The sequence below is a fragment of the Bogoriella caseilytica genome (assembly GCF_003752405.1).
Lineage (GTDB): Bacteria > Actinomycetota > Actinomycetes > Actinomycetales > Actinomycetaceae > Allobogoriella > Allobogoriella caseilytica.
The window spans coordinates 2457476-2481387 of sequence record NZ_RKHK01000001.1; the positions used below are offsets into that span (position 1 = coordinate 2457476).

Below are 23912 nucleotides of genomic sequence, written 5' to 3' on the forward strand. Positions count from 1 at the left end.
TGACAGCGGCGCACGCGGCTCAGCGGGGTCGTCACCAGCCGCGCTCAGCCAGGCGGTGCGGCTCGGCGACGTCTTCGACGTTGATCCCCACCATGGCCTCGCCCAACCCACGAGAGACCGTGGCGAGCACGTCGGGGTCGTCGTAGAAGGTGGTGGCCTTGACGATGGCCTCCGCCCGCTGGGCCGGGTTGCCGGACTTGAAGATGCCCGAGCCGACGAAGACGCCCTCGGCGCCCAGCTGCATCATCATGGCGGCATCGGCAGGCGTGGCGATCCCGCCGGCGGTGAAGAGCACCACGGGGAGCCTGCCGGTGCTGGCGACCTCCTTCACCAGCTCGTAGGGTGCCTGGAGTTCCTTGGCGGCCACGTAGAGCTCGTCCTCGGGAAGTGCGGTCAGGGCGCGGATCTGCTGGCGGATCGAGCGCATGTGGGTGGTGGCGTTGGAGACGTCGCCAGTACCCGCCTCGCCCTTGGAGCGGATCATGGCGGCGCCCTCGGTGATCCGGCGCAGGGCCTCGCCCAAGTTGGTGGCGCCGCACACGAAGGGCACGGTGAACTGCCACTTGTCGATGTGGTGGGTGTAGTCGGCCGGAGTGAGCACCTCGGACTCGTCGACGTAGTCCACGCCGAGGGACTGGAGCACCTGGGCCTCCACGAAGTGACCGATGCGCGCCTTCGCCATCACCGGGATGGAGACCTCAGCGATGATGCCCTCGATCAGATCGGGGTCGCTCATCCGGGCCACGCCGCCCTGGGCGCGGATGTCGGCGGGCACGCGTTCCAAGGCCATCACGGCGACGGCGCCGGCGTCCTCAGCGATCCGGGCCTGCTCGGCGGTCACGACGTCCATGATCACGCCGCCCTTGAGCATCTCCGCCATGCCCCGCTTGACCTTCGCGGTGCCGATCACGTTCTCGGGGCTCGCGCTGCTGTCGCTGCTCACGTGTGTCCTTCGCGTTGCGGTGGCCGCCCACTGGGGCGGTGTGGCCTTGGGGTGGAGTCTCTCGGATGCTCAGGTGGCCGCCGAGGCGCCTTCCCAATTCTAGACCGCGAGCAGTTCGGCCCGGCCCCCGATGTCGCTGACGGCCATGGTCACGTAGTGTCCGCCGGGCCAGACCACCCAACGTCAGGAGTAGGAGCATGGATCAGCCGGCCGTCAGCCGCTTGAACGGGCGGGTCATCGGGATCTGCCTCGCGGCAGCCATGGGTGGATTCCTCTTCGGTTTCGACACCTCCGTGATCAACGGGGCCGTGGACGCCCTCTCGGAGGACTTCAACCTCGGCGCGGGCCTGCAGGGCTTCGCAGTGTCCTCGGCATTGCTGGGGTGCGCGGCCGGTGCCTGGTTCGCGGGCATGGTGGCCAACAAGCTCGGCCGGGTGCCCACCATGCTCATCGCGGCGGCGCTCTTTTTCGCCTCGGCGCTCGGATCGGGTCTGGCCTTCGGCGTCACCGACCTGATCTTTTGGCGCGTGCTCGGCGGCCTCGGTGTCGGGGCCGCCTCGGTGATCGCGCCGGCTTACATCGCCGAGGTCTCACCGGCGCGCGTTCGTGGGCGGCTCGGCTCCCTGCAGCAACTGGCCATCGTCACTGGCATCTTCACCGCCCTGCTGTCCGACGCCGTCCTGGCCGACGTTGCCGGGGGAGCGGGAGAGCAGTTGTGGTTCGGGCGCGAGGCCTGGCGATGGATGTTCATGGCCGAGGCGATTCCTGCGGCGGTCTACGGACTCTTCGCCCTCCGGCTTCCGGAGTCGCCGCGCTTCCTCGTGGCCCGGGGCAAGCTCGATCAGGCCTCCCAGGTGCTCTACGACTTCACGGGCGTGGCGAACGTGAACCTCAAGATCGAGGAGATCCGCGCCACGCTGGACCACGAGCGCGAGCAGTCCCTCGGCGATCTGCGCGGGGACAAGTTCGGCCTCAAGCCGGTGGTGTGGATCGGCATCCTGCTGTCGGTCTTTCAGCAGTTCGTGGGCATCAACGTCATCTTCTACTACTCCACCACGCTGTGGCGTTCGGTCGGCTTCGAGGAGGGTGATGCCCTGACCGTCTCGGTGATCACCTCGGTCACGAACATCGTGGTGACCGTCGTGGCGATCATCCTGGTCGACAAGATCGGCCGGCGCATCATGCTGCTGTGCGGATCGATCGGCATGGCGCTCTCGCTGGGAATGATGGCTGTCGCCTTCTCCTTCGCCACCTTGGAGACTCTGGCGGACGGCACGCAGGAAGCGCAGCTCGGCGAGCCGTGGGCCATGGTGGCCCTGGTGAGTGCGAACGTCTTCGTCGTGGCCTTCGGCGCCACCTGGGGCCCCCTGGTGTGGGTGCTGCTCGGTGAGCTCTTCCCCAACCGCATCCGGGCGGCCGCCCTCGGCGTCGCGGCGGCCGCGCAGTGGCTGTCGAACTTCGCGATCTCCACCTCCTTCCCCACCATGGCCGAGATCGGGCTGCCCTTCGCCTACGGTTTCTACGCCACCTTCGCGCTGATCTCCTTCTTCTTCGTGTACTTCGCCGTACCGGAGACCAAGGGCATGGAGCTCGAGGACATGTCGGACAGCCCGCAGGCGCGACCAGAGTCCGCGGGGGCGGCGCGGCGCACCGCATAGCGCCACGCAATGTCGCGCCGCACGACGTAGCGCCGCACCCGCGCGGGCGTGGCCCGCAGGTCAGGCCTGGGAGCCGAGCGCGGCGATGTTCTCCGGCAGGCGGTCATGCGTGCCGTACATGAAGTGGTTCTCCATGCGTTCGGAGTACCGGCTGGCCTCAGTGGTCAGGCCCACGGCCTCGGCCACCTGGCGGATGTGCACCGGCCCGGCTCCGCAGCACACGCCCAGATAGTTCACCCCGAGTGCGTAGGCCTCGGAGGCGAAGGCCTCGATCTCGTAGCGGTTGGTGTAGAGCGGGTCGAGCGCGGTGGGGAAGGTCCGGCCGTGCGGTGAGGGGACTGCGGCGCGCACGTCGGAAAGGTTGAAGAAGGTGGGTTCTTCGGCGGTGGTGCGGTAGGGCACGGGGAGCGCACCCACGTGACAGGAGACCGCCTCTCGGATCTGCTTGAGCCAGGGCATCATCGTCTCGGGTCCGCGGAAGCAGTTCAGCCCCACCACATCGGCGCCGGCCTGCTCCAGTTCCTGGCAGGTCTCCACGATCCCTGGGCCGTCGGCCATGGCGTCCATGGCCATCGGGGCCAGCGTCAACACCACGGGCAAACCCGAGGCCTTGGCCACCTCCAGAGCGGTGAGCGCCTCACCGGCGAAGTAGAACGTCTCGCCCACGATGAGGTCGGCGCCTTCTTCGAGCGCCCAGCCAACCATCTCCTCGAACATGCCGCGGATCTCGCGCTGCTTGGCCGGGTCGGCGGGATCCCAGATGTTGGTGTTGGAGATGTTCCCGGCCATGAGATCGCCAGGCCGGGTATCGGCCACCTCACGGGCGATGCGCAGGGCGGCGCGGTTGAGCGGCTCGAGGAGATCTTCCTTGCCGATCACCCGCATCTTCTCGCGGTGACCGTTGTAGGTGAAGGCCTCCACGATGTCCGAGCCGGCTCGCTGGAAGTCCACGTGGAGCGCGCGCAACGCTTCGGGGTGTTCCAGGGCTACTTCCGGCACGAACTCGCCGGCGGTGAGGTAGCCGCGCCGTTCCAGTTCGAAGAGGAAGCCCTCGGCGCAGATCATTGGGCCGGCATCAAGCCGTTCCAGGAAGGTGGGGTGGGCGGCCATGTGCCGCTCCTTTCGGTGAGTGGACATCGTGGCGAGCGCAGGGCGGTGGGCCAGAGCCCGATGCCGGCCAGACGGGTCGGGCCTGCGCTCGCGGTGCCCAGACAGTAGCGAGGTGCGGCCGCCCGTTTCCGTCGCTCCCCGGGGATGTCCACCTGGTGGTCGCCTACCCGGCCAGTTCCTCGTCGATCTGCGAGTGGGAGGGGCGGCGCCGGTCGGTGGCTCCGGGCGCACCGAAGACCTGCACGGTGCCGATCGCAGACCAGCCGAGGTACTCGTAGAGTTGCTGACCGTCACCGGTGGCCACCAGCAGCCCTTCGGAGACGTTGTGCTCGTGCGCGATGGCCAGCAGCGCCCGGGTGACGAAGGTGCCCAGGCCCTGGCGTCGATAATCCGGCGCGGTGTAGATGCGGTCGAGGATGCAGTAGTCATCGGCTACGGCCATGCGCCCTCGCGCGGCTACGTCCTCGCCGTGCGTGACCGTGAAGAGCGTCCAGCCCTCGTGATCCTCGCGGCGGACGCGGTAGCCGTGGGGAGTGATCGGGTCCTCCACGTCCTGGATCGCCATGTCGGCGATCATCAGCTTCTCCTCGTCGCTGAGCAACGCCAGGCCGCCCAAGTCCTCACCGATCGGGCTCGCGTCGGGCTCGTCGATCACGGTGAGCAGCCGGTCCTGATTCTCCAGCGTTGCTGCCACGAGCGCGTCGAGCTGTGCTGCGCCCGGGGAGAAGACGACGTACTCCCAGTCGTGCTCCGCAGCTTTCGGGCCTGCGGCATGGACGCTGCCCTCGTGGCGTACCTCGTAGCCGTGGGTGCGGGCCCAGCCCGTCACCCAGGTGTGGACGAGTGAGTCGTCCAGTTCGGAGGTCATGATCGTCTCCCCGCTCTCTCGGGTGGTGCGGAACGTGATCGCTCTCCTGCCACGATAGAGGCTGCGGGGCCGTCGTACCCTGATCGTTGTGTCCCAGTCCCGCATCGTTCTCTACTACAAGTTCGTTCCGCTGCCAGACCCCGAAGCGGTCATGCTGTGGCAGCGGACTCTGTGCCGCGAACTCGGGCTCAAGGGACGCATCATCGTTTCCGAGCACGGCATCAATGGCACCGTGGGCGGCGAGATCGGTGCCGTCAAGCAGTACGTGAAACAGACGCGGGCCTACCGGCCCTTTCACGGGCTCGAGGTCAAGTGGTCCGAGGGGGAGGCTGATCAGTTCCCCCGGTTGAGCGTGAAGGTGCGCCCGGAGCTGGTGTCCTTCGGGGTGCCGGATCAGATCCAAGTCGATGAGAACGGCGTGGTCGGCGGCGGCGAGCACCTCACACCCGAGGAGGTGCACGAGCTGATCGACGCCAAGAAGCGCCGGGGGGCTCCGGTGACCTTCTTCGACGGCCGGAACGCCATGGAGGCGCAGATCGGGCGCTTCGCCGGTGCCGTGGTGCCGCAGGTGGACTCCACCCGGGAGTTCGTCACCGAATTGGACTCGGGCAAGTACGACCACCTCAAGGATCAGGCGGTCATCACCTACTGCACCGGTGGCATCCGGTGCGAAGTCCTCACGGCGCTCATGAAGGACCGTGGTTTCGCAGAGGTCTATCAGATCGATGGCGGCATCGTCCGCTACGGCGAGACCTACCAGGACGCCGGGTACTGGGAGGGCGAGCTCTACGTCTTCGACGGCCGGATGAACACCCGCTTCAGCGACCAGGCGAAGACCCTGGGCGAGTGCGTGCACTGTGGTGGCCCCACCTCCCAGTTCTTCAACTGCGCGGATCCGGGATGCACCACACTCCAGCTCTTCTGCGCGAACTGCGAGCACATCCCGGAGAGCACCCGGTGCGCGGTATGCGCGGCCGCGGCGAGCCGGGCGCTGGAGCAGGGTTCGGCGTGAGCGTCGAGTTGCGGCCGACCTTCCACTCTGAGACCCGCTGCAGGCCACGCTCAACTTCCTGAGGTGTGCTCGCGCAGCTCCTCGGGGCTCCAGCGCTCGACTTCCCGGCCCTCCTCGTCGCGGAAATCCGCGAAAGCCTCGGTGGGGTCGACGAAGATGACCCGGTGCCCCTGGTCGATCAGCGTGGTGGCCAGGGATGAGGCGGTCTCGTGGGCGACCTGGAGCACCTCGTCGATGCGGGTCATGTCGAAGACGACCAGGGGGTCTTGCGGCGGATTTGTGGTGATCTCGTGCACCAATGTCTCGATGCTGCTCAGGCTCAGATCACCCTGCAGCGCGTAGATGGTCGCGGCCTCGTCGTCCACCTGGGCGGTGTGCACTTCACGCAGCGACGACCGTGCCGGGCGGCCGGCCGTCATGAGGTGCAGGCCGAGGTTCTCGGAGAGCAGGCGCATCATCTCCGAGCCGCGCTCGCTGTTGCCGTGGTGGTCCAGGCGCGGTGAGAAGACGGCGACGCCGATCTGTCCGGGCAGCACCCCGATGATGCCGCCGGCCACCCCACTCTTGGCGGGAATGCCGACGGAGGTCATCCAGTCACCGGCAGCGTCGTACATGCCGCAGGAGGCCATGACGCTCAGGACCTGCTTGGTGGTGGCCCGGCTGAAGATCCGGTTCCCGGTGTTGGGCTGCACCCCACCATTGGCGAGCGTCGCCGCCATCAGAGCCAGGTCGTCCACGGTCATCATGGCGGCGCATTGCCGCACGTAGCCGGCCACAGCGGCCGGCGGATTCAGGTGCAGCGCGCCCGCAGCGCTCAGCAGATAGGCCAGGCCGAGGTTGCGGTCCCCGGCTGCCATCTCCGAGGCCACCACCGATTCGTCGATCTCGACGTTGCGCTGCGTGAGCTGGGAGTACAGGTCCATCAGGCGATCGGAGGCCGGGGCGTGGTCGCTCTTGATGAGGCCGTGGGTGGCGATCGCTCCCGCGTTGATCATGGGGTTGCGCGGCTTGGCGGTGCGCTCGTCGAGGGAGAACTCGTTGAACGGGTCGCCGCTGGGTTCCACGCCCACGTGGTTGAGCACCTCGTCCAGGCCGTGGTCCTCGATCGCCATCGCGTAGGCGAAGGGCTTGGACATCGACTGGATGCTGAACTGGTGCTCGTGGTCGCCGCTCGAGTACACGGTCCCGGTCACCGTGCTGAGCGAGACCGCCACGAGATCAGGGTCCACCCGGGCCAGCTCCGGGATGTCGTCGGAGACCTTCCCGCTGGTGATGTCACTGGTGTCCCGGATGACGGCGTCCAGGTAATCGCGGATCGGTGAGCGCATTCGTCCACTATCCGTGACAAGGCGCGTCGGCGACACTGAGAAGCCGACACAAAAAAGCCCTGGTCCACGGAATCACTTCCGCAGACCAGGGCCTCGTTCTGTGCGCCACCGGGGACTCGAACCCCGAACCCGCTGATTAAGAGTCAGCTGCTCTGCCAGTTGAGCTAGTAGCGCCCGACCATCTTATGGGGCGGGCGGCCAGTCACCAACACGGCCGGTGGTGAGGTCAGGCACAGCTCCACGAGATCAGGGGCACCCGGTCGCGATAGGTTGGCACGGTGAGTAAGCGACCCCTCGTCCATCTGGCCACCTCAGCAGCACAACCCAACCTCGGGCCCGACGACGTCGGCCTGACCGATGCCCTGCGGGAGCGCGGGATGGAACCGCGCATCGTGCTCTGGGACGATCCCGATGTCGACTGGTCGCAGGGCATGACCGTGGTGCGATCGGTCGATGACTACGCGCAGCGCCGCGACGAGTTCCTCGCCTGGGCCGATACCGTGCCGCGCCTGGTCAATCACGCCGACGTGCTGCGCTGGGCTACGGACAAGCACTATCTCCTGGAGCTGGAGAAGCGCGGCATGCCGATCATCCCCACCGTCTGGCTCGAACCGGACGAGAACTACTCCAAGCGGCAGGTCCACACACGGTTCCCGGCCTCGGGAGACTTCGTGGTCAAGCCGGCGATCTCCTCCGGTGGTTCCGATTCCGGGCGGTACACCGCCGTCGATCCCGACTCGCGCCAGCAGGCGATCATGCACGCGATGGATCTGCTCGCCGAGGGCCGCTCGGTGATGGTGCAGCGCTACCTCGACTCGGTGGACCAACGCGGTGAGACAGCCGTGGTGTTCATGAACGGCCTGGTCTCGCACGCGGTGGAGAAGGAGGCCATGCTCACGGGCCCCTTCGATCCTTCCAATCCGCCCGAGGAGGTCGTCCGCGCCCGGGTGGCCACCTCGGAGGAATGGCAGATCGGCGAGGTGGCACGGCAAGCCATTCACTCGTACATCAAGGAGCGCCTCGGTCACGACGAACAGCTCACCTTCTGCCGGGTGGACATCGTCCAGGGCGACTACCCCGACGAGTACTACGTGCTGGAGATCGGTGTGGTCGACACCGCTCTCTACCTGGACGCCGTCCCGAGCGCGGTCGACAACTTCGCCGATGCCATCGCCGTCCGGGCCTTCTGGTGACCCGCACCCCATCCACCACTGAAGGAGAGCCATGAGCACGCCGAGCACTGCCGTCCTGCGGTTGGTGGCCGAGGAGGCCGCCCGCCGTGCCGGGAACTACGCCGCCGGTGCCTTCCGGTCCGCGATGACCGTCGATCTCAAGCGAGACCGGTACGACATCGTCACCGAGCACGACCGCAATGCCGAAGATCTGATCGTGCCGATGATTCTCGACCGGGTGCCCGACTCGGTCGTGGTGGGGGAGGAGCGCGGCCGGCGTGGGGACGGCACCGCCGTCACCTGGTACGTCGACCCCATTGACGGCACCACCAACTTCGCCCAGGGCCTGGCGCTGTGGTGCGTCTCCATCGGCGCCGAGGTCGACGGCGAGATCGTGGCCGGCGCGATCTATGACCCCATGGCGGGTCACATGTTCTCCGCTGACGACGACGGCGCCTACCTGGAGGGCGCGCCGCTGCAGGCGCCACCGGCCCAGCCGGGCGATCGCTCCTCGATCGTGTGCGGCTTCCCCGGCCCCCAGGATCTACAGGCCGAAGGGCCCGGCGCCCTGGAGGACTTCGCCGAGTTGCTCACGGCCTTCTCCTCCTTTCGCAAGCTCGGCTCGGCGGCACAGCAGCTCGTGCACGTTGCGGCCGGGTGGGCCGACGCCGCGCTCCTCCTGGGCGGTAAGCCCTGGGACTATGCCGCGGGAAAGCTGATCGCCGAACGGGCCGGCGCCACATACCAGCCCTTCTGGTACCCCACTGGCGGCCCCTCGGACGAGTTGGACTCCGCCACCGCGGGGGCACATCTCGCCCCGGGCACGATCGTGCTGGGCCCGGGCGCGGACTACCCGGTGCTGCACGAGGTCGTCGAGCGGATCGTCGCCCGCCGCCAGGGCTGAGCGGCCGCTGGCGCTGGCCGCTACTCGGCGCCAGCCGGGGCGTCGCCGCGCCGCCGCTGCACCAGCTCGAAGACCAGGAATCCGATCAGCCACACGGCCGTGAGCGGGAGCACGAACCACAGCATCGCCGTCGAGAACGGCTCGAGCGCGTCGTGGTCTGCGGCCGCGAGCAGCAGGAAGGCGACGTAAGCACCGTAGAAGGCCACCAGGACCACGCCCTCGAAGCGGCTGATGAGGTAACCCGTGAACGCCAGGGGCAGGAGCACCAGCGCCACGGCCACCATGATCGGGATGTCGAAGTTGATCGCGGCCGGGTCCACCCGCACGCCGTCCGGGGCGATCAGCGACGTGAGACCGAGCACTGCGCCGATGTTGAAGATGTTCGAGCCGACGATGTTGCCCACCGCCATGTCCCGTTCGCCGCGCAGCGCAGCGATGAGCGAGGTGGCCAGCTCGGGCAGCGAGGTGCCCACCGCCACCACGGTCAGGCCGATGACCAGGTCGGAGACGCCGAAGGACGCAGCGATCTCGGTGGCGCCGCGCACCATGAGTTGCGCCCCTCCCACGAGAAGGCCGACGCCGATGGCCACCAGCACGAGGTCGGTGACCGTGGAGCGTGCCTTGGTGGCGCGCAGGAAGGCGAGCCGGCGAGCTAGCGGGCCGGGCGAGTCCTCGTCGCCGGCCTCCTCGACCAGCCCGGCGGCCACCTCCGGCCCGCCCCGGCGCACCCGGATCGCAGTCCACGCCAGGTAGGCCACCAGCGCACCGAAGAGCAGCGCGCCATCGAGGCGGGTGAAGCTGCCGTCCAGGGCCAGCAGAAGCATCGCGATCGACAGTCCGATCATCACCGGAAGGTCGGTACGCACCAAGCGTGAGTTGACCATCAGGGGCACGACGATGGCCGAGAGGCCGAGCACCAGCAGAATGTTCACGATGTTCGAGCCGACGACGTTCCCGACCGCCAGGCCGGGTGACCCGCTCAGCGCCGCACCGGTGGAGACCGCCAGCTCGGGAGCGGAGGTCGCGAAGGACACGACCGTGAGTCCCACGATCAGTGAGGACATGCCGATCGTGCGGGCCAATGAGGCTGCGCCGCGCACCAGGGTCTCGCCACCGGCGGTCAGGAGAGCCATGCCACCGAGAACCAGCAGCACATTCGTCAGGGTCACTCGCTGAGATTACCTGCGGCCGCCCAGCCCTGCGGCTCCACTTCTCAGCCGCGCACATCGATCGGGCCGCATGCCCCGGTCTACGACGACGGCGTCTGAGGGACAGAGCTGAGTCGTGTCGGTGGTGGCGGCCCGGTGAGCGTGAGCGCATTCGCGGCCATCACCAACCCGATCCCGATCCAGCCGACAACCGGCAGGTACTGCGCGAGCACGACCGCACCGATGAGCGCAGCAAAGAGCGGGTTGAGTGACATGCCTAGCCCGAAGACCACGGGCGAGACGCGGCGCAGTACCAGCAGATCCAGCGTGTAGGGCAGCGCGGAGGCGAACAGGCCCGCGCCAGCGGCGAACAGGAAGGCCTCTGGGGGCGGCTCCATCCGGATCACGATGAGCACCGCGATGGGTAGCAGAGCGGCACTGGACAGGGTGGTGGCCACCGCCACTCCCTCCACGCCCTGCTTGCCCGGGAGCCGCCGCCCGAGCACTCGTGCGGTCAGGATGTGACCGGCCCAGCACGCCGCCGCGGCGAGCGCGAAGGCCAGACCGAGCAGGTCCGCGGATGGGCCTGGCCGGGTGAGGAGAATGACACCGAGCAGTGCCAGCGCGGCGCACACCCAGTCCCGGCGGCGGCGGGTGGCCGTCACTGCCACCGCCAGCGGGCCGAGGAACTCGATGGTCACGGCCGTGCCGAGACCGAGCCGGTCGATGGCCGCGTAGATCGAGGTGTTCATGCCGGCGAAGAAGAGGGCCATCAGAAGCACCGGTGGCCACTGCGCGCGGGTGAACCGCCACGGCTTGGGCCGGGTGAGGATCGTGAGCACCGTGGCGGCGGCAAGCTGGCGGGCCGCCACCACCCCCACCGGGGTGAGGGTGGCGAAGGCGTAGGAGCCCACGGCGGCACCGGTCTGGGAAGACAGGGCGCTCGCAGCGATCACCGCGAAGTCCCGGCCCGGCCGGTGTGCGCCGGGAGGGCCCGGGGGTGGCGCTGCTTGCCTGGCCTCGGTCACCGCTCCATTGTCGCCGGTGCCGGCGTGGCTCCGGCCGCGCTCGTCTGGCTGACCTCGCCGGCGCTGATTGCACCCGCCTGGCTGGCGGGGCGGTCACCGCGGAGCATGATGAGCACCAGGCCGGCTGCCACCAGCATGAGCCCCGTCGCCACCACGGACGTCCAGTGCACGCTGGTGACGAAGGCGCTGTGGGCGGCGTCCCAGATCGAGGCCCCCACCTGGCCGCCGAGTCCGGCGGAGATCTCCTCGGCGGCCGCCAGGGTCTCGGCCGCGCCCGGCACGGCGCCACGGGGCAGGGTTTCGCCTTCGGCCACCTCGATCGGCGTGTCAAGGAGCTGGACGCGGTAGATCGCGGAGAGCACAGCACCCAGGATGGCGACGCCGAGCGCGCCGCCGAGCTCATAGGCAGTCTCGGAGATGGCCGAGGCGGCGCCGGAGCGATGCGCGGGGGCGGACGAGAGCACGGCGCTGTTCGTCAGGGTCTCGGCCAAGCCCATGCCCGTTCCCAGCGCGAGGAAGGCCAGCCCGGCGACGAGATAGCCGTTGGACTCCGGCGCTCCGATCAGCAGTGCGAAGCCTGCGCCGGCGATGAGGATGCCGGTGGCTACCAGGGCGCGCAGGCTGTAGCGCCGTGCCAGGGGAATGACCACGAAGCTCGCCACCACCGAGGCCAGCAATCCGGGTACCAGCACGAGCGAGGCGCGCAACGGGCTCATCCCGTAGGCCAGCTGCAACAGCTGGGTGAGGAAGAACATCGATCCGACCAGAGCGAAGACCAACATGAAGTTGGTCATCACCGCGGTGCGGAAGCGGGGCAGGGAGAACAGGCTGAGGTCCAGCAGTGGCTCGGGCAGGCGCCGCTGCCGCCGCACGAAGGAGACCAGGATCGCCACACCCATCGCGAAGGCCAGGACCGGGATAAGGGAGACCTCACCGGCGGCCAGGCGCTTCAGTCCGTAGACGGCGGTGAGCATGCCGGTGATCGACTGTAGCACGCTGAGCGGATCGAAGCGCCCCGGGGTGGGGTTCTTCGATTCCGGCACCAGCAACGGGACCGCAACGAGCACGAGCGCGGCCACAGGAATGTTGATCAGGAAGATCGATCCCCAGAAGAAATGCTCGAGGAGGAGCCCGCCGAGGATCGGCCCGAAGGCAGCGCCTGCGGAGAAGGCGGAGGCCCAGATCGCAATGGCGAGCATGCGCTGGCGCTGCTCGGGGAACAGGGTGCGCAACAAAGCCAGCGTGGAGGGCATCAAGGTGGCGCCGGCGATGCCGAGGAGCGCGCGGGCGGCGATGAGCATTTCCGCGGAGGTGGAGAAGGCCGCGAAGGCTGAGGCGGCACCGAAGGCCGCCGAGCCGAACAGCAGCAGGCGTCGCCTGCCGATGCGGTCTCCGAGGGAGCCCATCGTAATGAGCAGGCCCGCCAGGAGGAAGGCGTAGATGTCGACGATCCACAGCAACTGGCCCGCACTGGGGTTGAGTTCTCGGGACAGAGACGGCACGGCGAAGCCGAGCACGGTGTTGTCGATCGCGATGAGCAGCACGGGCAGCACCAGTGCCACCAGGCCGAGCCACTGCCGGGTCGGCGAGATCGTGCTCGATGCTGAGACGCCGCGAGCAGCGGCGATGTGCGAGGACACGAGTCCCCTGACCTTTCGAGACTGCTCCGCGGGACGGCCGGGCGCAGCAGCTCTTGTGAAAACCTGCCGCCTGGGGCGAATCGGCGGCGAACCGTCCTACCGGGCACCAGGGCCCGGCAGGGCGAAGCTAGCATCCCGGGCGAGTTCTCCGCCCGCCCAGGTGACCGGTTTCACCGCCCTCAGACTTTGGGAGGACCTGCCCACGCCCATGGTCGGTGAGGCCTCATTCCTTGGGGTGATGTGTCCGGAGACGAGAACCGTCAGGCTGGTGACCATGATTGAAATCGACAGCTTGACCAAACGCTACGGGGCCTTCACCGCAGTGGACGACGTGAGTATGACCTGCCAGCCCGGCAAGGTCACCGGCTTCCTCGGCCCCAACGGTGCCGGCAAGACCACCACGATGCGGATCATGGCTGGCCTGACTCCGCCGACCCGGGGGAGTGCCACGATTGGCGGCCGACGATTCAGCGACATTCCCAACCCCGGGCGGCACGTGGGCGTGCTGCTGGACGCCTCTGCCCAGCATGGCGGGCGCACGGGCCGGGAGATCCTGACCCTGGGCGCCAAGCAGATGGGACTTCCCGCCTCACGGGTGGACGAGATGCTCGAGGTGGTCTCGCTCTCTCCCCAGGAGGCCAAACGCCGTCTGCGCCACTACTCCCTGGGCATGCGCCAGCGCCTCGGGATCGCGCACGCGCTGCTGGGAGACCCGGAGGTACTGATCCTCGACGAGCCCGCGAACGGCCTCGACCCGGCTGGCATTCGCTGGATGCGCACGCTGCTGAAGTCCTACGCAGATCGCGGCGGCACAGTGCTGCTGTCGAGCCATCTGCTGCACGAGGTCGAGCAGATCGCCGACGAGATCATCCTCATCGGGCACGGCAAGATCGTCGCGCAGGGCACCAAGCAGGAACTGCTCGCCGGAGTGGACCAGGCGCTGAGCCTGGTGTCCTCGCTCGATGACGTGGCCCTGATTGCCGCGGCCAACGCCGCAGGCTACGCCTTCGAGCGTGCCGGGCAGGGCCTGCGAATCTCCGCCGCCCCGGCCGACGTGGGGCGCTTGGCCCTGGAGGCGCGCGTGGTGCTGACCGATCTGCGTTCGGGCAGTGCCGGGCTGGAGGACCTCTTCCTTGAGCTCACCTCTGAGACCCAGCGCGAAACTCCACACACCGCCACCGAAGGGGGAGCCCGATGAGTACCGACGCCCGCTCCGACGCCCAGCGCACCATCGACGTGTCCAGTACCCCGCCGGTCCCCTTCCTGCGCCTGGTCGGCGTGGAACTCCGCAAGCTGCTGGACACCCGCTCGGGCTTCTGGCTGATCACCCTGACCTTCGGGATGCTCGCTGCCGTGATGGCCCTCGTCCTGCTGGTCCTGGCGTTGTCCGACACCACGATCACCGCCGCCGGGATCTCGGACGCGATGATCATCCCGGTCTCGCTGCTCGTGCCGGTCCTGGCGATCCTCACGGTCACCTCGGAATGGAGCCAGCGCACGCACCTGGTGACCTTCACCTTGGAGCCACGCCGCGGCCGGGTCGTCCTGGCCAAACTGGTCACGGTGATGATCCTTGGGGCCGCCACGATCGCGGTGGCGGTGGCTTTCGGCGCACTCGGCAACCTGCTCTACGGCGCGGTCACGGGCAATGACGTCGTCTGGAACCTCGACGCCGCGCAGCTCGGTTGGACGGCGGGAGTGCAAGTGCTCTGGTTCCTGATGGCCTTCGGCCTCGGGATGCTGTTGCTGAACACCCCGGGTGCCGTTGCGGTGTTCTACTTCTTCGGCGTCATTGCTCCCTTCATGATCTACTCCGCGCTCTACGCCATCTTCGACTGGGCGCAGTCCTTCCTGCCCTGGATCGACATCTCCTTGGCGTCCATGCCGTTCATGATGGGCGAGAGTGCCGAGGCCGGCGCACTCGAATGGGGCCAGCTCGGCGTGGCCACTCTCCTCTGGGTCGTCCTCCCGCTGGTGTTCGGCAGCCTCCGGGTGCTGCGCAGCGAGGTGAAGTAGCGGCGCAGGGGTGGCCGCGCCGGACGGGCTGTCCGAGCACTCGAGGGGCGCGGTGGCGATGGCGCCAGTACGCTCGCCACCATGATCAAGATCCTGATTCTCCTGCTCATCGTGTGGGCCCTCGTCTCAGTGGCCGGCGCCGTCATCGAAGGCCTCATCTGGCTGACCTTCATCGGTGTCGCGCTGTTCCTGATCACCGCGGTGGTCGGGTTCCTGCGCCGCGGGAGCTCGAACACCCCCTGAGCACTGAACCACCCAGGCGACGCGCGCCGCCTGGGTGGTTCACTGTTGCGTGATGCTCACCCACTCCAGCTTGAGTTCCGGCACCGTCCTGGTCGTTGTTGCCCTTGTGGTCGCCGGTTTCGTGTGTGTCAATCTCCCCCTGCCCTGGCGTCCCCTGGGTGTGTCGTCGGCGTCCGATCGCACGGTGATCCGGGCGCACGGCTGGATGCTCGCCCCTGTGGCCTTGGCCGTAGGGATGGTGTGGGCGGCGTGGCCGCACCTTGGTCGCCCCTCCGACATGTGGTGGCCGGTCGGCGGCATGGTGGCGGCGTGTGCTGCCGCGTCGTGGCTCGCCTGGCGCCACGGTCGTGCGGAGTTCTCCCCGGAGCGCGTGGTCACGCGCGGCAGCTTGTACGGTAGCCGCGCCCGCGCGGTGTACCACGCCGGTGCGGCCATGACCTCGCGGATCGGGATGGGCCCGACGAGAGCTCTCTTTCGGCCCCGGGGCGTGATGCTCGGCCTGCGCCGCTCCGAGACCGGCGAGATCGAGTCGGGGCCGGAGTGCTACGCGATGTTCGGAATCCTCCGCGGTGAGGTGTGGGCCCTCCGTGCTCTGCGCGAGGTGGCGCGGGCCGGTCACTGGCCCCGTGGCATGCGACTCATCACCACCCACGAGTTCGGACCACTTGCGCGCCGCATTGCCGCTGATCTGCAAGCTTGCGGAGTGCCGATCGAGTACGAGCTGGTGCCCCGCCGTGGCAGACGTCTCCGCTAGGGCCGAGGCGGCGGCCGGCTCGCCCACGGGTAGCTTGGTAGAGAGCTGAGATCCAATCGTTACGAGATCGTTATCCCCTACGACGACGTCGCCGAAAACGCTGCCATAGCGCGCCAGACGGCTGGTGGCCATTTGATGAAGTGCGCCAATCAATAATCGTCCGAAAAGGGACTCCTGGACCTCCTGCATGAGCGCCTGTACCGTCTGCGCAACCCCGCCTCTCCTGGCTAACAACCCCCGACTCGCCCTCGCGCACTGGCGCCCGAGTTGCAGATTGGACGTGCCTTCGTGAGCTATCCTGCGCTCCCTCCGAATCGGTCTCCCAAAAGGGAGCACAAAGCCTCTCTCATTCGTCGTCGGCTTCGGAGTCCGTTGAATGGGATTCGTCGGACTGTGGCGCGTGTTGCTGGTGGGCGCCGCCCGTCCACCATGCTGGCCGCCTTCGTCACGGCCGTGTTGGTTGGGTCTCTGGCCATTGCTGCGCCGGCCCATGCGGTGACCGTCTACGAGCTCGAGGGTGAGTGGGAGCCCGCCACCCCGGAGGTTGTGCAGACTGGCGACTCGATCGCGGCGCAGTGGTGGGCCAACGTCAATGACGACGCCGAGGCGCCAGGTAACGAACCGGTGGACAACGTCACCATCACCGTCACCGCGGTCGGAGCGGTCTTCGAGGAGATTCCCCCGGTGTGTCTCACCGAGGGAGTGGACCCGGTGTCCTCCATCTCGGAGGACGGCTCGACACTGGTGTGCAACGGGGGAACGTTCAACGAGGGCACGGCACTGACTCTCGACACGCCCGCGCGGGTGACCGCCGTGGAGGGCGAACCGGTCTCGATGTCGGCCACGATCGCCGATCAGGAGGCGGAGCTGCCCGAGCTGGCGGTGGAGAACCCGTTCTTCATGGACATCGCCTGGGAGCAGAACGCGAACCAGAGGGAGAGTGTGGACGGCCAGCGTGACTTCAAGTTCAACTGGTCGCTCTTCCACGGTGCGTTCAGTGCGGACGGCGAGGACGAGATCACCTACATCCTGACCGTGGAAAACACTGCTGGGGCCCCGATGTCGGTCGGACCGGAGGCCTGTTCTGCCTTCAGCGCGGGCGCCGCAACCGGACACCCGTGGTCCGGGGGGGACCACCCCGCCGAGCAGACGGCGCCGTTCGTTGGCTCCTGCGAACTGGACCACCTGGGGGGTGACCAGTTCGAGCTGACGCTCAGTGGCATCGACTACAGCCACGACCAGGTACCCACACTCGACTCCACGGGGAACTCGCTGCCGACCAACCGTGTGGTGGTGGCCTCCGGCGAAGTGCAGATCCGGGTGACGACCGATGAGTCAGCGGGTTCGATCACCGTCGTCTCGAGTGCGCCGACCTACACGTCGACCGGTGGGTCCGAGATCGACGACGATCCGGAGAACAACACCTCCGTGCAGAACTGGACCTCTGGCTTCCACTATGGTTCGTGGCGGCCGGCGTTCACCGAATCGGGCGCTGCGAACTGGGCAGATTCCTATCGCGTTTCCCCGGGAACGGTGGTGCAGTCCGCCGTGTCGGGTACCTACGCGAACGTCGACCAAACGGCAGATGTTGGGGGGTTGTGCGTCCTGCTGGACGCGCAGTACGTCACCTATGTGGATCACGAAGTAGTCGACATGCATGCTAATGACGCCGCCCTCGATTTCGAGGTCCAGTATTATGTGGGCTCGTCAATTTTCCTCGATCCGGAGAGCGGTTCCTACGACCCGAACCAGTCCGAGATCTGTGCTGGGTCAACGGACTGGGTCGACGAAGCACCAGCAGATTTGTCGACCGTACTGGCCGTGCGCACCGGGTTCTCGGCTGTTGGTCTGGGCGGCAGGCCGGCGCTCCGGGTGATGCAGGAGATCAATTCTGACGTTCAACCGGGCCAAGATATCTGGGCATGGAGCGCCTACCGCAGCCCTTTCGGTAGTGCGAATTGGGTCTACCTCAGTCGCTCCATGGAGCCAGGTGATGTCCCCGCTGTCGGAGTGCTGACTCCCGACTCGCGTTATCCCTACACCGGTCAGCACCGGGATGTTCTGCGCATCTCGACCGTGAATCCGGTGGTTGACAAATCTGTGTCGCCCTCGACGGTTGATCCGGGTGGTTCGACGACTTACACCGTGGACTACTCCGCAGAGGGGACCGGCGAGATCTCACCCACGGTCGACGGCTACGTCATCGAGGACACCCTGCCTGACGGGATGACCTACACACCGGGATCCTCGGTTCCCGGACCGGAGCCGGAGGTCGACGGCAACACATTGACCTGGACGATCGACGGGGTGCCGACGAACGAGACCCAGACGCTCTCCTATGAGGTGGACATCGCCGAAGACGTCGATCCTGGCGCACGACTGGTCAACAGCGTCCAGAGCAGCCTTGGCAGCCAATTCAGCGATACATCGACCGCATCGGTCACCGTCAACGTGGCGGGATCGACCTCCATCGTGAAGAGCTCGGACCAGACCTTCATCCCGAACGTCAGCGGAGACGGCGTGGGCGAAGGGTCGTGGACGGTGGACGTGGTCGCCGAAGACCCGATGCCGCAGGAGTTCACGGACACCATCGACATCCTCCCCTACAACGGGGACGGTCGCGGCACCTCCATGGCCGGCACGTACGAGCTCTCTGGCCCGGTGTCGGTGAGCATGGGCGCGACCGTCTACTACACAACCGCAGATCCGGCCGCGCTCTCGGACGATCCCGCGGACCCGATGAACGGCTCTGCCGGAGACACCGCCGGGAACACGGTGGGATGGACCACGGACTTCATCGCCGGCGCGACCGCCGTGCGTGTCATCACCGAAGAACTCGAGCCACGTGGCGCGTTCAGCTTCACGATCCCGGTCGTGACTGACGGCATGGACAGTGGAGACACGCTGGTGAACCGGGCCCAGGGCCGCGCGGAGAACACCCGCCTGGTCATGCGGACCTCGGCACCCACCGAGATCGCCACCTTCTACTCGGCGGATCTGAGGAAGTACGTTCAGGATGTTGACGGTGAATGGCGCGATGCCAATGACCCGCTGACGTATCCCGAGTTCCACATCGGAGACACCATCACTTACCGCATCGTGGTGGAGAACACCGGTCAGGGAACGCTGACCAACATTGAGGTGGAAGACGACCTGCAGCCGGAGCTCGGATCCTTCACGATTGATGTGCTGGAACCGGGGGAAAGCTACACGCACGAGTTCAGCTTTGTGTTGGAAGAGCCGATTGGTGAGGACGACGTCGTCAACACGGCGTGCGCCGAATCGGACATTCCCGAGGATTCGGTGGACGAGAACGGTGACCCGTTGCCTCCGGCGATTCCTTGCGACGAGGCCGGCTTCACCCCGGTGGGTGACACCACCCACGCGAAGGACCTGGTCTCGGCCAGCCCCATCGGTGGCGGCCAGTGGGAGGTGGTGTACGAGATCATCGTCGAGAGCGTTGAGACTCCCGCGGCGTACTACGCGCTGAGCGATGAGCTGCACTTCACCGACCAGGTGGACATCGTGTCCGCCGAGGTTTCCCAGTGGCCGGACGGCGTCATCCTGGCGGAACCGGCCTGGGACGGCCAGGGCAATCTCACGATCACGGACTTCGCCGAGATCGAAGGCATCGACAACCCGGACTACGCCCCGCACGTGTACGAGGTGACCGTGATCGCCGACGTGCCCTTGCAGTTCGAGGGAGCCGGCGATGGCGCGGACGACCCGACGGTGTGTGGCGGTGAGGGTGACGCTACTGATCGCGCGTTCACCAACACTTCGGAGCTGACCAAGTCCACCGATGAGACCGAGGAGGACTGGGCGTGCGCCGAGATTCCCTCGATCGACATCGCGAAGTCCATCACCGACGGCCCCGTGCCGAACGGTGACGGCACGTGGACGGTCACTTACGACGTCGTCGCCACCAACTCCGGTGGCGCCGCAGGTGACTACGACATCTCTGACCAGATGACCGCCGGCGGTGACCTCGAGGTCTTCGACACCGCGATCACCGGTTCACCCGAGGGTGTCACTCCGAACGAGGACTGGACCGGCCTGGGCGCCGAGGGCGCACCGGAGAACGTCATCGCCACCGACGTGACCCTGCCCAGCGGGGAGTCCCACACCTACCAGGTGGAGGTCCTCCTCGGCATGGCCGAGGGGATCGAGGGCCCGCCGAACGTCGACGAGTGCCCGGCTGAGCCGGGCGCCGACGGTGGCGGTCTGGCCAACACGGCTGAGATCGTGCACAACGACCTCACCGATGCCGACAACGAGTGCACGTCCGTGGCAGCCATCGTGATCGACAAGTCGATCGCCGGTGGGCCCGTGCCCAATGGAGACGGCACCTGGACCATCACCTACGAGCTCGCAGCCGAGAACATCGGCGGCGCGGCCGGGGACTACGACCTCTCCGACCGATTGCTCTACGGCGAGGGCATCGAGATTCTCGCTGGCTCGGTGTCCGCGGCGCCCGAGGGCGTCGAGGTCAATGAGGCGTGGACCGGGCTGGGCGAGGACGGGGCGGCCGAGAACATGGTCGCCGAGGATGTCCTCCTCGAGATGGGTGAGCTGCACACGTACCAGATCGAGGTCATGGTCCAGCTGGACATCGACACCATCGATCCCGCGGTGCTGGAGTGCCCCGAGCCGGGCTCCGGTGAAAGTGGCGGCTTGGCGAACTCGGCCGAGCTCGACCACAACGGGATCGTGGACGAGGACGAAGTCTGTGCCTCGCTCCCGCTCATCGACATCGCCAAGACCATCGCCGAGGGCCCGGTGCCCAACGGTGACGGCACCTGGACCATCCTCTACGAGCTCGTGGCCACCAACACCGGTGGCGCCGAGGGCGACTACGACCTCGCCGATCAGCTGATGTACGGCGAGGGAGTCGTCGTGGAGTCGGCTGCGGTGAGTGGCCCTGAGGGCGTGGAACTCGAGGAGGGCTGGACGGGCCTCGGAACGGAGGGCAGCGCCGAGAACGTCATCGCCGCTGACGTCACGCTCGAGGCGGGCGCCGAGCATGTCTACGGGGTGGAGGTGACTGTCTCGCTCGATCTGGAGACCGTGACCCCTGACGCCCTGGACTGCCCGGAACCCGGTTCCGGCGAGTCTGGCGGATTGGCGAACTCGACCGAGCTGACGCACAACGGCGAGAATCGCGATGACGACGTCTGCGCGCCCCTGCCACTGATCGACATTGTGAAGTCCCTTGCCGGGCCGACGATGCCGGTCGAGGATGAGGACGGCGTCTACGACGTCTCCTATGAGCTCCTGGTCACCAACCACGGGGCCGGGGCCGGTGAGTACGACTTGACCGACACGCTGGCGGCCGGAGAGGGCATCGAGATCATCGGGGTCCAGGACGTCAGTACGGACGCCCCGGGTGCCGAGCTCAACGACGGCTTCGACGGTGTCGACGACGTCGTGATCGTCACCGGACAGGCGATCGCCGGTGCCGAGGAGGAGCCGGTCGTGCACCTGTACGAGGTCACGGTGCGCTATGCCGCCGACCTGTTCGGTGTCGAGGTGCCCACCGATGAGGTCTGCGCCACCGCCGATGGCGGCCCGGTCCCGGGTGCGCTGGACAACCAGGCGGCTGTGGACTGGAACGGCATCGTGGATGAGGATGAGGAGTGCATCCGGGCGGGTAAGCCCACGATCGACAAGGAGCTCGTCTCGGCGAACCCCATCGGGGCGGGACAGTGGGAGGTCGTGTACGACATCACCGTCGGAAACGTCGGAGGTGAAGCGACCACCTACCACCTCGACGACACGCTGCTCTATGCGGCTGACGTTACGGTGCAGGAGGTGGGAGTGACCGGGCCCGAAGGCGTGCTGATCAACGAGGCCTTCGACGGCATCGAGATCACCCGCATCGCCAGCGATGTCGCTCTCGCCGGTCTGGACGATGAGGGGTATGCCCCGCACGTCTACACCGTGTCCGTGATCGCTGATGTTCCCTTGCAGGTCGGGCCGGGCGACGAGGACGGGACCGGTTCGCCGGCCTGCACCGAGCCGGGCGGTGCGAACATGCTCGAGCAGGGCCTGAACAACGCCGCAACGTTGACCGATGAGAACGGCAACGAGACGGTCGACACCGACTGTGCGCCGCTGCCGTCGATCGCGATCGACAAGCAGCTCACCACGGACCCGGTGGAGTCCGAGGGCGAATGGACGATCACCTACGAGATCACCGCGACCAACAGCGGTGCCACCGAAGGGATCTACACCCTCACCGATCAGCTCCGCTTCGGCGACGGCCTCGAGGTCGTCTCGGCCGCTGTGATCTCCACACCCGCAGGCGTGGCGGCTTCCGAGATGTGGACGGGGCAGGGCGGTGCCGGTAGCCAGGCAAACCTGGTGGCCGCCGACGTCGCCCTGGAGGCGGCAGAGGTGCACACCTACCAGGTGCAGGTCGTGGCCACCCTGGACGCGGCGCAGGCCAGTGAGAACACGTTCAGTTGCTCCGCAGGTGAGGAGGACGGCCCGGCAGGGTTCCGCAACGTCGCTTCCATCGGCCATAACGATGTCACCGCCGATGACAGTGCCTGTGGGACTCCTGATGAGCCCCCGACTCCGGACAAGCCCGGCATGCCGGTCACCGGTGCCACCGTGGGCTCGCTCGCTGGAGTGGCCGCAGTCCTGCTGCTGCTCGGCACGGCCATCAGCCTGGATGTGCGGCGACGCCGCACCCAGATGAGCAGCTGATCGGCTAGCTCGACCACCACCGGAACGCCGGGTCCAGCCACAGGCTGGGCCCGGCGTTCTGTTGTGGCCGCGCCCTGGCAGAGTGGACCCATGACCGACAGTGAGCTCGCGGAGTCGAGGACGCCACGGGAGCCGTCCTCCGGGCGCCGCGGCACGAACCTGCCGCGGATGGGGGACTACAACTCGCTCGTGGTGCTCGACCGGATCCGCCGGTCACGGGCCGGGATCTCCCGGGTGGAGATCGCCGCTGCGACGGGTCTGTCGGTGCAGACGATCTCCAACCTCGTGGCCCGACTGCTGGAGGAGGGCATGATCGGCGAGGGTGCGCGCGCCGGAGTCGGGCGCGGGAAGCCGCGCACCCTGCTGCACGCCCGGGCCGACGCGGCGCACGCCATCGGCCTGCACGTCGATCCGCTCACCATCACCTTCGTGCTGCTCGACCTCACCGGCGCCGTGGTGCATCGCGTGCTGGAGCGCACACCCGAGCGCCTGGAGGACGCGATCGCGCTCATGGCCGAGCGGGTGGTCGAGCTGAGCGTACGCGTGCCGGCGGCCACGCTGCGCGGCCTCGGCGTCGCCGCACCGGGCCCGATCGACGCCGTCGAGGGGCGTGTGGTGCACCCGCCGCTGCTCTCCGACTGGGGGGACGTGCCTCTACGCTCGCGACTGGCCACCCTGACCGGGCTGCCGACGATCCTGGACAAGGACGTCACCGCGGCGATGGCCGCCGAACTCTGGCAACGCCACCACGATCTGGGCGGCACCACTCTGTTCAGCTACCTCGGATACGGCGTCGGCTTCGCCTTCGCGCGTGAGGGCGAGTTGCTGCCGGGCAGCTCGCGCAACGCCGGCGAGAGTGGTCACCTCATCGTCGACCCGGACGGGCCCGAGTGCTTCTGCGGGCGGCGCGGATGCCTGGGGGTGAGTTCCTCGCTGGAGCACCTGATCTCCCGTGGCGTGGCACTCGGCGTCCTCGAACCCTTCGACGGCGAGCCCGAGCCGTGGCAGGAGGACGTGGCGATGAGCCGGCTGGCCGAGAAGGCCGAGGCCGGGGACTCCGCCGCGCTGGAGATCCTGCGCACTGCCGGCCGTCAGATCGCCCATGGCATCGTGCTCGTGGCAGACCTGCTCGACGCCGACCGCGTGGTGTTCGGCGGACTCAACTGGGAGCGACTCGCGCCCTACATCACCGCGGCGGTCACCGCGGAGTTCGCGGCCAGCGGCACGATGCGCGAACTCCACGAGGTCGCGGTGGAGGGCTCGGAACTTGGCCCGTGGGTGGGGGCCGTGGGGGCGGCCAGCCTGGTGCTGGACGAGGCATTCACCCCGAAGCCCTCGGCGCTCGTGGCCCAGCTCGGCTGACGCCGCAGAGCGCTC

17 protein-coding genes and 1 tRNA gene are annotated in these 23912 nt (G+C 67.8%); 10 read left to right on the plus strand and 8 right to left on the minus strand.

Annotation, left to right across the window (positions count from 1 at the left end):
- Window positions 1–31: 31 nt before the first annotated feature.
- Complete coding sequence (gene pdxS, locus EDD31_RS11055) at window positions 32–943, minus strand: pyridoxal 5'-phosphate synthase lyase subunit PdxS (protein ID WP_123304206.1); 912 nt, start codon at window positions 941–943, stop codon at window positions 32–34.
- A 197-nt stretch (window positions 944–1140) separates the two neighbouring features.
- Here pdxS and EDD31_RS11060 point away from each other — a divergent pair, with 197 nt between their 5' ends.
- Entirely contained in the window at window positions 1141–2601 is a 1461-nt protein-coding gene (locus EDD31_RS11060) for a sugar porter family MFS transporter (RefSeq protein WP_123304207.1), read from the plus strand.
- A gap of 60 nt (window positions 2602–2661) precedes the next feature.
- Here the strand turns inward: EDD31_RS11060 and EDD31_RS11065 are convergent, their stop codons facing one another.
- Together EDD31_RS11065 and EDD31_RS11070 are read right to left on the minus strand one after the other, a co-directional pair.
- Window positions 2662–3711, minus strand: coding sequence for a homocysteine S-methyltransferase family protein (locus EDD31_RS11065; protein WP_123304208.1), 1050 nt, complete (start codon window positions 3709–3711; stop codon window positions 2662–2664).
- A 163-nt stretch (window positions 3712–3874) separates the two neighbouring features.
- Complete coding sequence (locus EDD31_RS11070) at window positions 3875–4579, minus strand: GNAT family N-acetyltransferase (protein ID WP_170163281.1); 705 nt, start codon at window positions 4577–4579, stop codon at window positions 3875–3877.
- A gap of 88 nt (window positions 4580–4667) precedes the next feature.
- Here EDD31_RS11070 and trhO point away from each other — a divergent pair, with 88 nt between their 5' ends.
- Entirely contained in the window at window positions 4668–5591 is a 924-nt protein-coding gene (gene trhO, locus EDD31_RS11075) for an oxygen-dependent tRNA uridine(34) hydroxylase TrhO (protein WP_123304210.1), read from the plus strand.
- A 50-nt stretch (window positions 5592–5641) separates the two neighbouring features.
- Here trhO and glsA read toward each other — a convergent pair whose 3' ends face one another.
- On the minus strand, window positions 5642–6919 hold the full coding sequence (gene glsA / locus EDD31_RS11080; protein ID WP_123304211.1) for a glutaminase A: 1278 nt from the start codon (window positions 6917–6919) through the stop codon (window positions 5642–5644).
- 101 nt (window positions 6920–7020) lie between these two features.
- Window positions 7021–7093, minus strand: a tRNA-Lys gene (locus EDD31_RS11085).
- 104 nt (window positions 7094–7197) lie between these two features.
- Between EDD31_RS11085 and EDD31_RS11090 the strand changes: the two genes are divergently transcribed.
- Window positions 7198–8112, plus strand: a complete 915-nt coding sequence (locus tag EDD31_RS11090; RefSeq protein ID WP_123304212.1) for an ATP-grasp domain-containing protein — start codon at window positions 7198–7200, stop codon at window positions 8110–8112.
- Window positions 8113–8143: 31 nt separating this feature from the next.
- Window positions 8144–8995 carry an inositol monophosphatase family protein gene (locus EDD31_RS11095; protein WP_123304213.1) on the plus strand — a complete coding sequence of 284 codons (852 nt, stop codon included), beginning with the start codon at window positions 8144–8146 and terminating at the stop codon, window positions 8993–8995.
- A gap of 20 nt (window positions 8996–9015) precedes the next feature.
- Here the strand turns inward: EDD31_RS11095 and EDD31_RS11100 are convergent, their stop codons facing one another.
- The 3 genes from EDD31_RS11100 to EDD31_RS11110 all read right to left on the minus strand — a co-directional run bounded on the left by EDD31_RS11100 (window position 9016) and on the right by EDD31_RS11110 (window position 12811).
- Entirely contained in the window at window positions 9016–10164 is a 1149-nt protein-coding gene (locus EDD31_RS11100; RefSeq protein ID WP_123304214.1) for a calcium/sodium antiporter, read from the minus strand.
- 80 nt (window positions 10165–10244) lie between these two features.
- A complete protein-coding gene (locus EDD31_RS11105) occupies window positions 10245–11171 on the minus strand; it encodes an EamA family transporter (protein ID WP_245991143.1) in 927 nt (308 codons plus the stop codon).
- The gene (locus EDD31_RS11110; protein ID WP_123304215.1) at window positions 11168–12811 is read right to left on the minus strand and encodes an MFS transporter; all 1644 of its coding nucleotides are present in this window, start codon (window positions 12809–12811) and stop codon (window positions 11168–11170) included. The genes EDD31_RS11105 and EDD31_RS11110 overlap by 4 nt, the downstream gene beginning before the upstream one ends.
- 274 nt (window positions 12812–13085) lie before the next feature.
- Between EDD31_RS11110 and EDD31_RS11115 the strand changes: the two genes are divergently transcribed.
- From EDD31_RS11115 to EDD31_RS11135, 6 genes are all read left to right on the plus strand, one after another.
- On the plus strand, window positions 13086–14009 hold the full coding sequence (locus EDD31_RS11115) for an ABC transporter ATP-binding protein (protein ID WP_211336110.1): 924 nt from the start codon (window positions 13086–13088) through the stop codon (window positions 14007–14009).
- Window positions 14006–14827 carry an ABC transporter permease gene (locus EDD31_RS11120; RefSeq protein WP_123304216.1) on the plus strand — a complete coding sequence of 274 codons (822 nt, stop codon included), beginning with the start codon at window positions 14006–14008 and terminating at the stop codon, window positions 14825–14827. The genes EDD31_RS11115 and EDD31_RS11120 overlap by 4 nt, the downstream gene beginning before the upstream one ends.
- 81 nt (window positions 14828–14908) lie before the next feature.
- Window positions 14909–15070 (plus strand): hypothetical protein, encoded by a 162-nt coding sequence (locus tag EDD31_RS14800; protein WP_170163127.1) that lies wholly within the window; start codon window positions 14909–14911, stop codon window positions 15068–15070.
- A gap of 52 nt (window positions 15071–15122) precedes the next feature.
- Complete coding sequence (locus tag EDD31_RS11125) at window positions 15123–15824, plus strand: hypothetical protein (protein ID WP_123304217.1); 702 nt, start codon at window positions 15123–15125, stop codon at window positions 15822–15824.
- A 393-nt stretch (window positions 15825–16217) separates the two neighbouring features.
- Window positions 16218–22535 (plus strand): DUF7507 domain-containing protein, encoded by a 6318-nt coding sequence (locus tag EDD31_RS11130; protein ID WP_148058938.1) that lies wholly within the window; start codon window positions 16218–16220, stop codon window positions 22533–22535.
- Between the two features lie 90 nt (window positions 22536–22625).
- The gene (locus EDD31_RS11135; RefSeq protein WP_123304219.1) at window positions 22626–23897 is read left to right on the plus strand and encodes an ROK family transcriptional regulator; all 1272 of its coding nucleotides are present in this window, start codon (window positions 22626–22628) and stop codon (window positions 23895–23897) included.
- Window positions 23898–23912 lie beyond the last annotated feature (15 nt).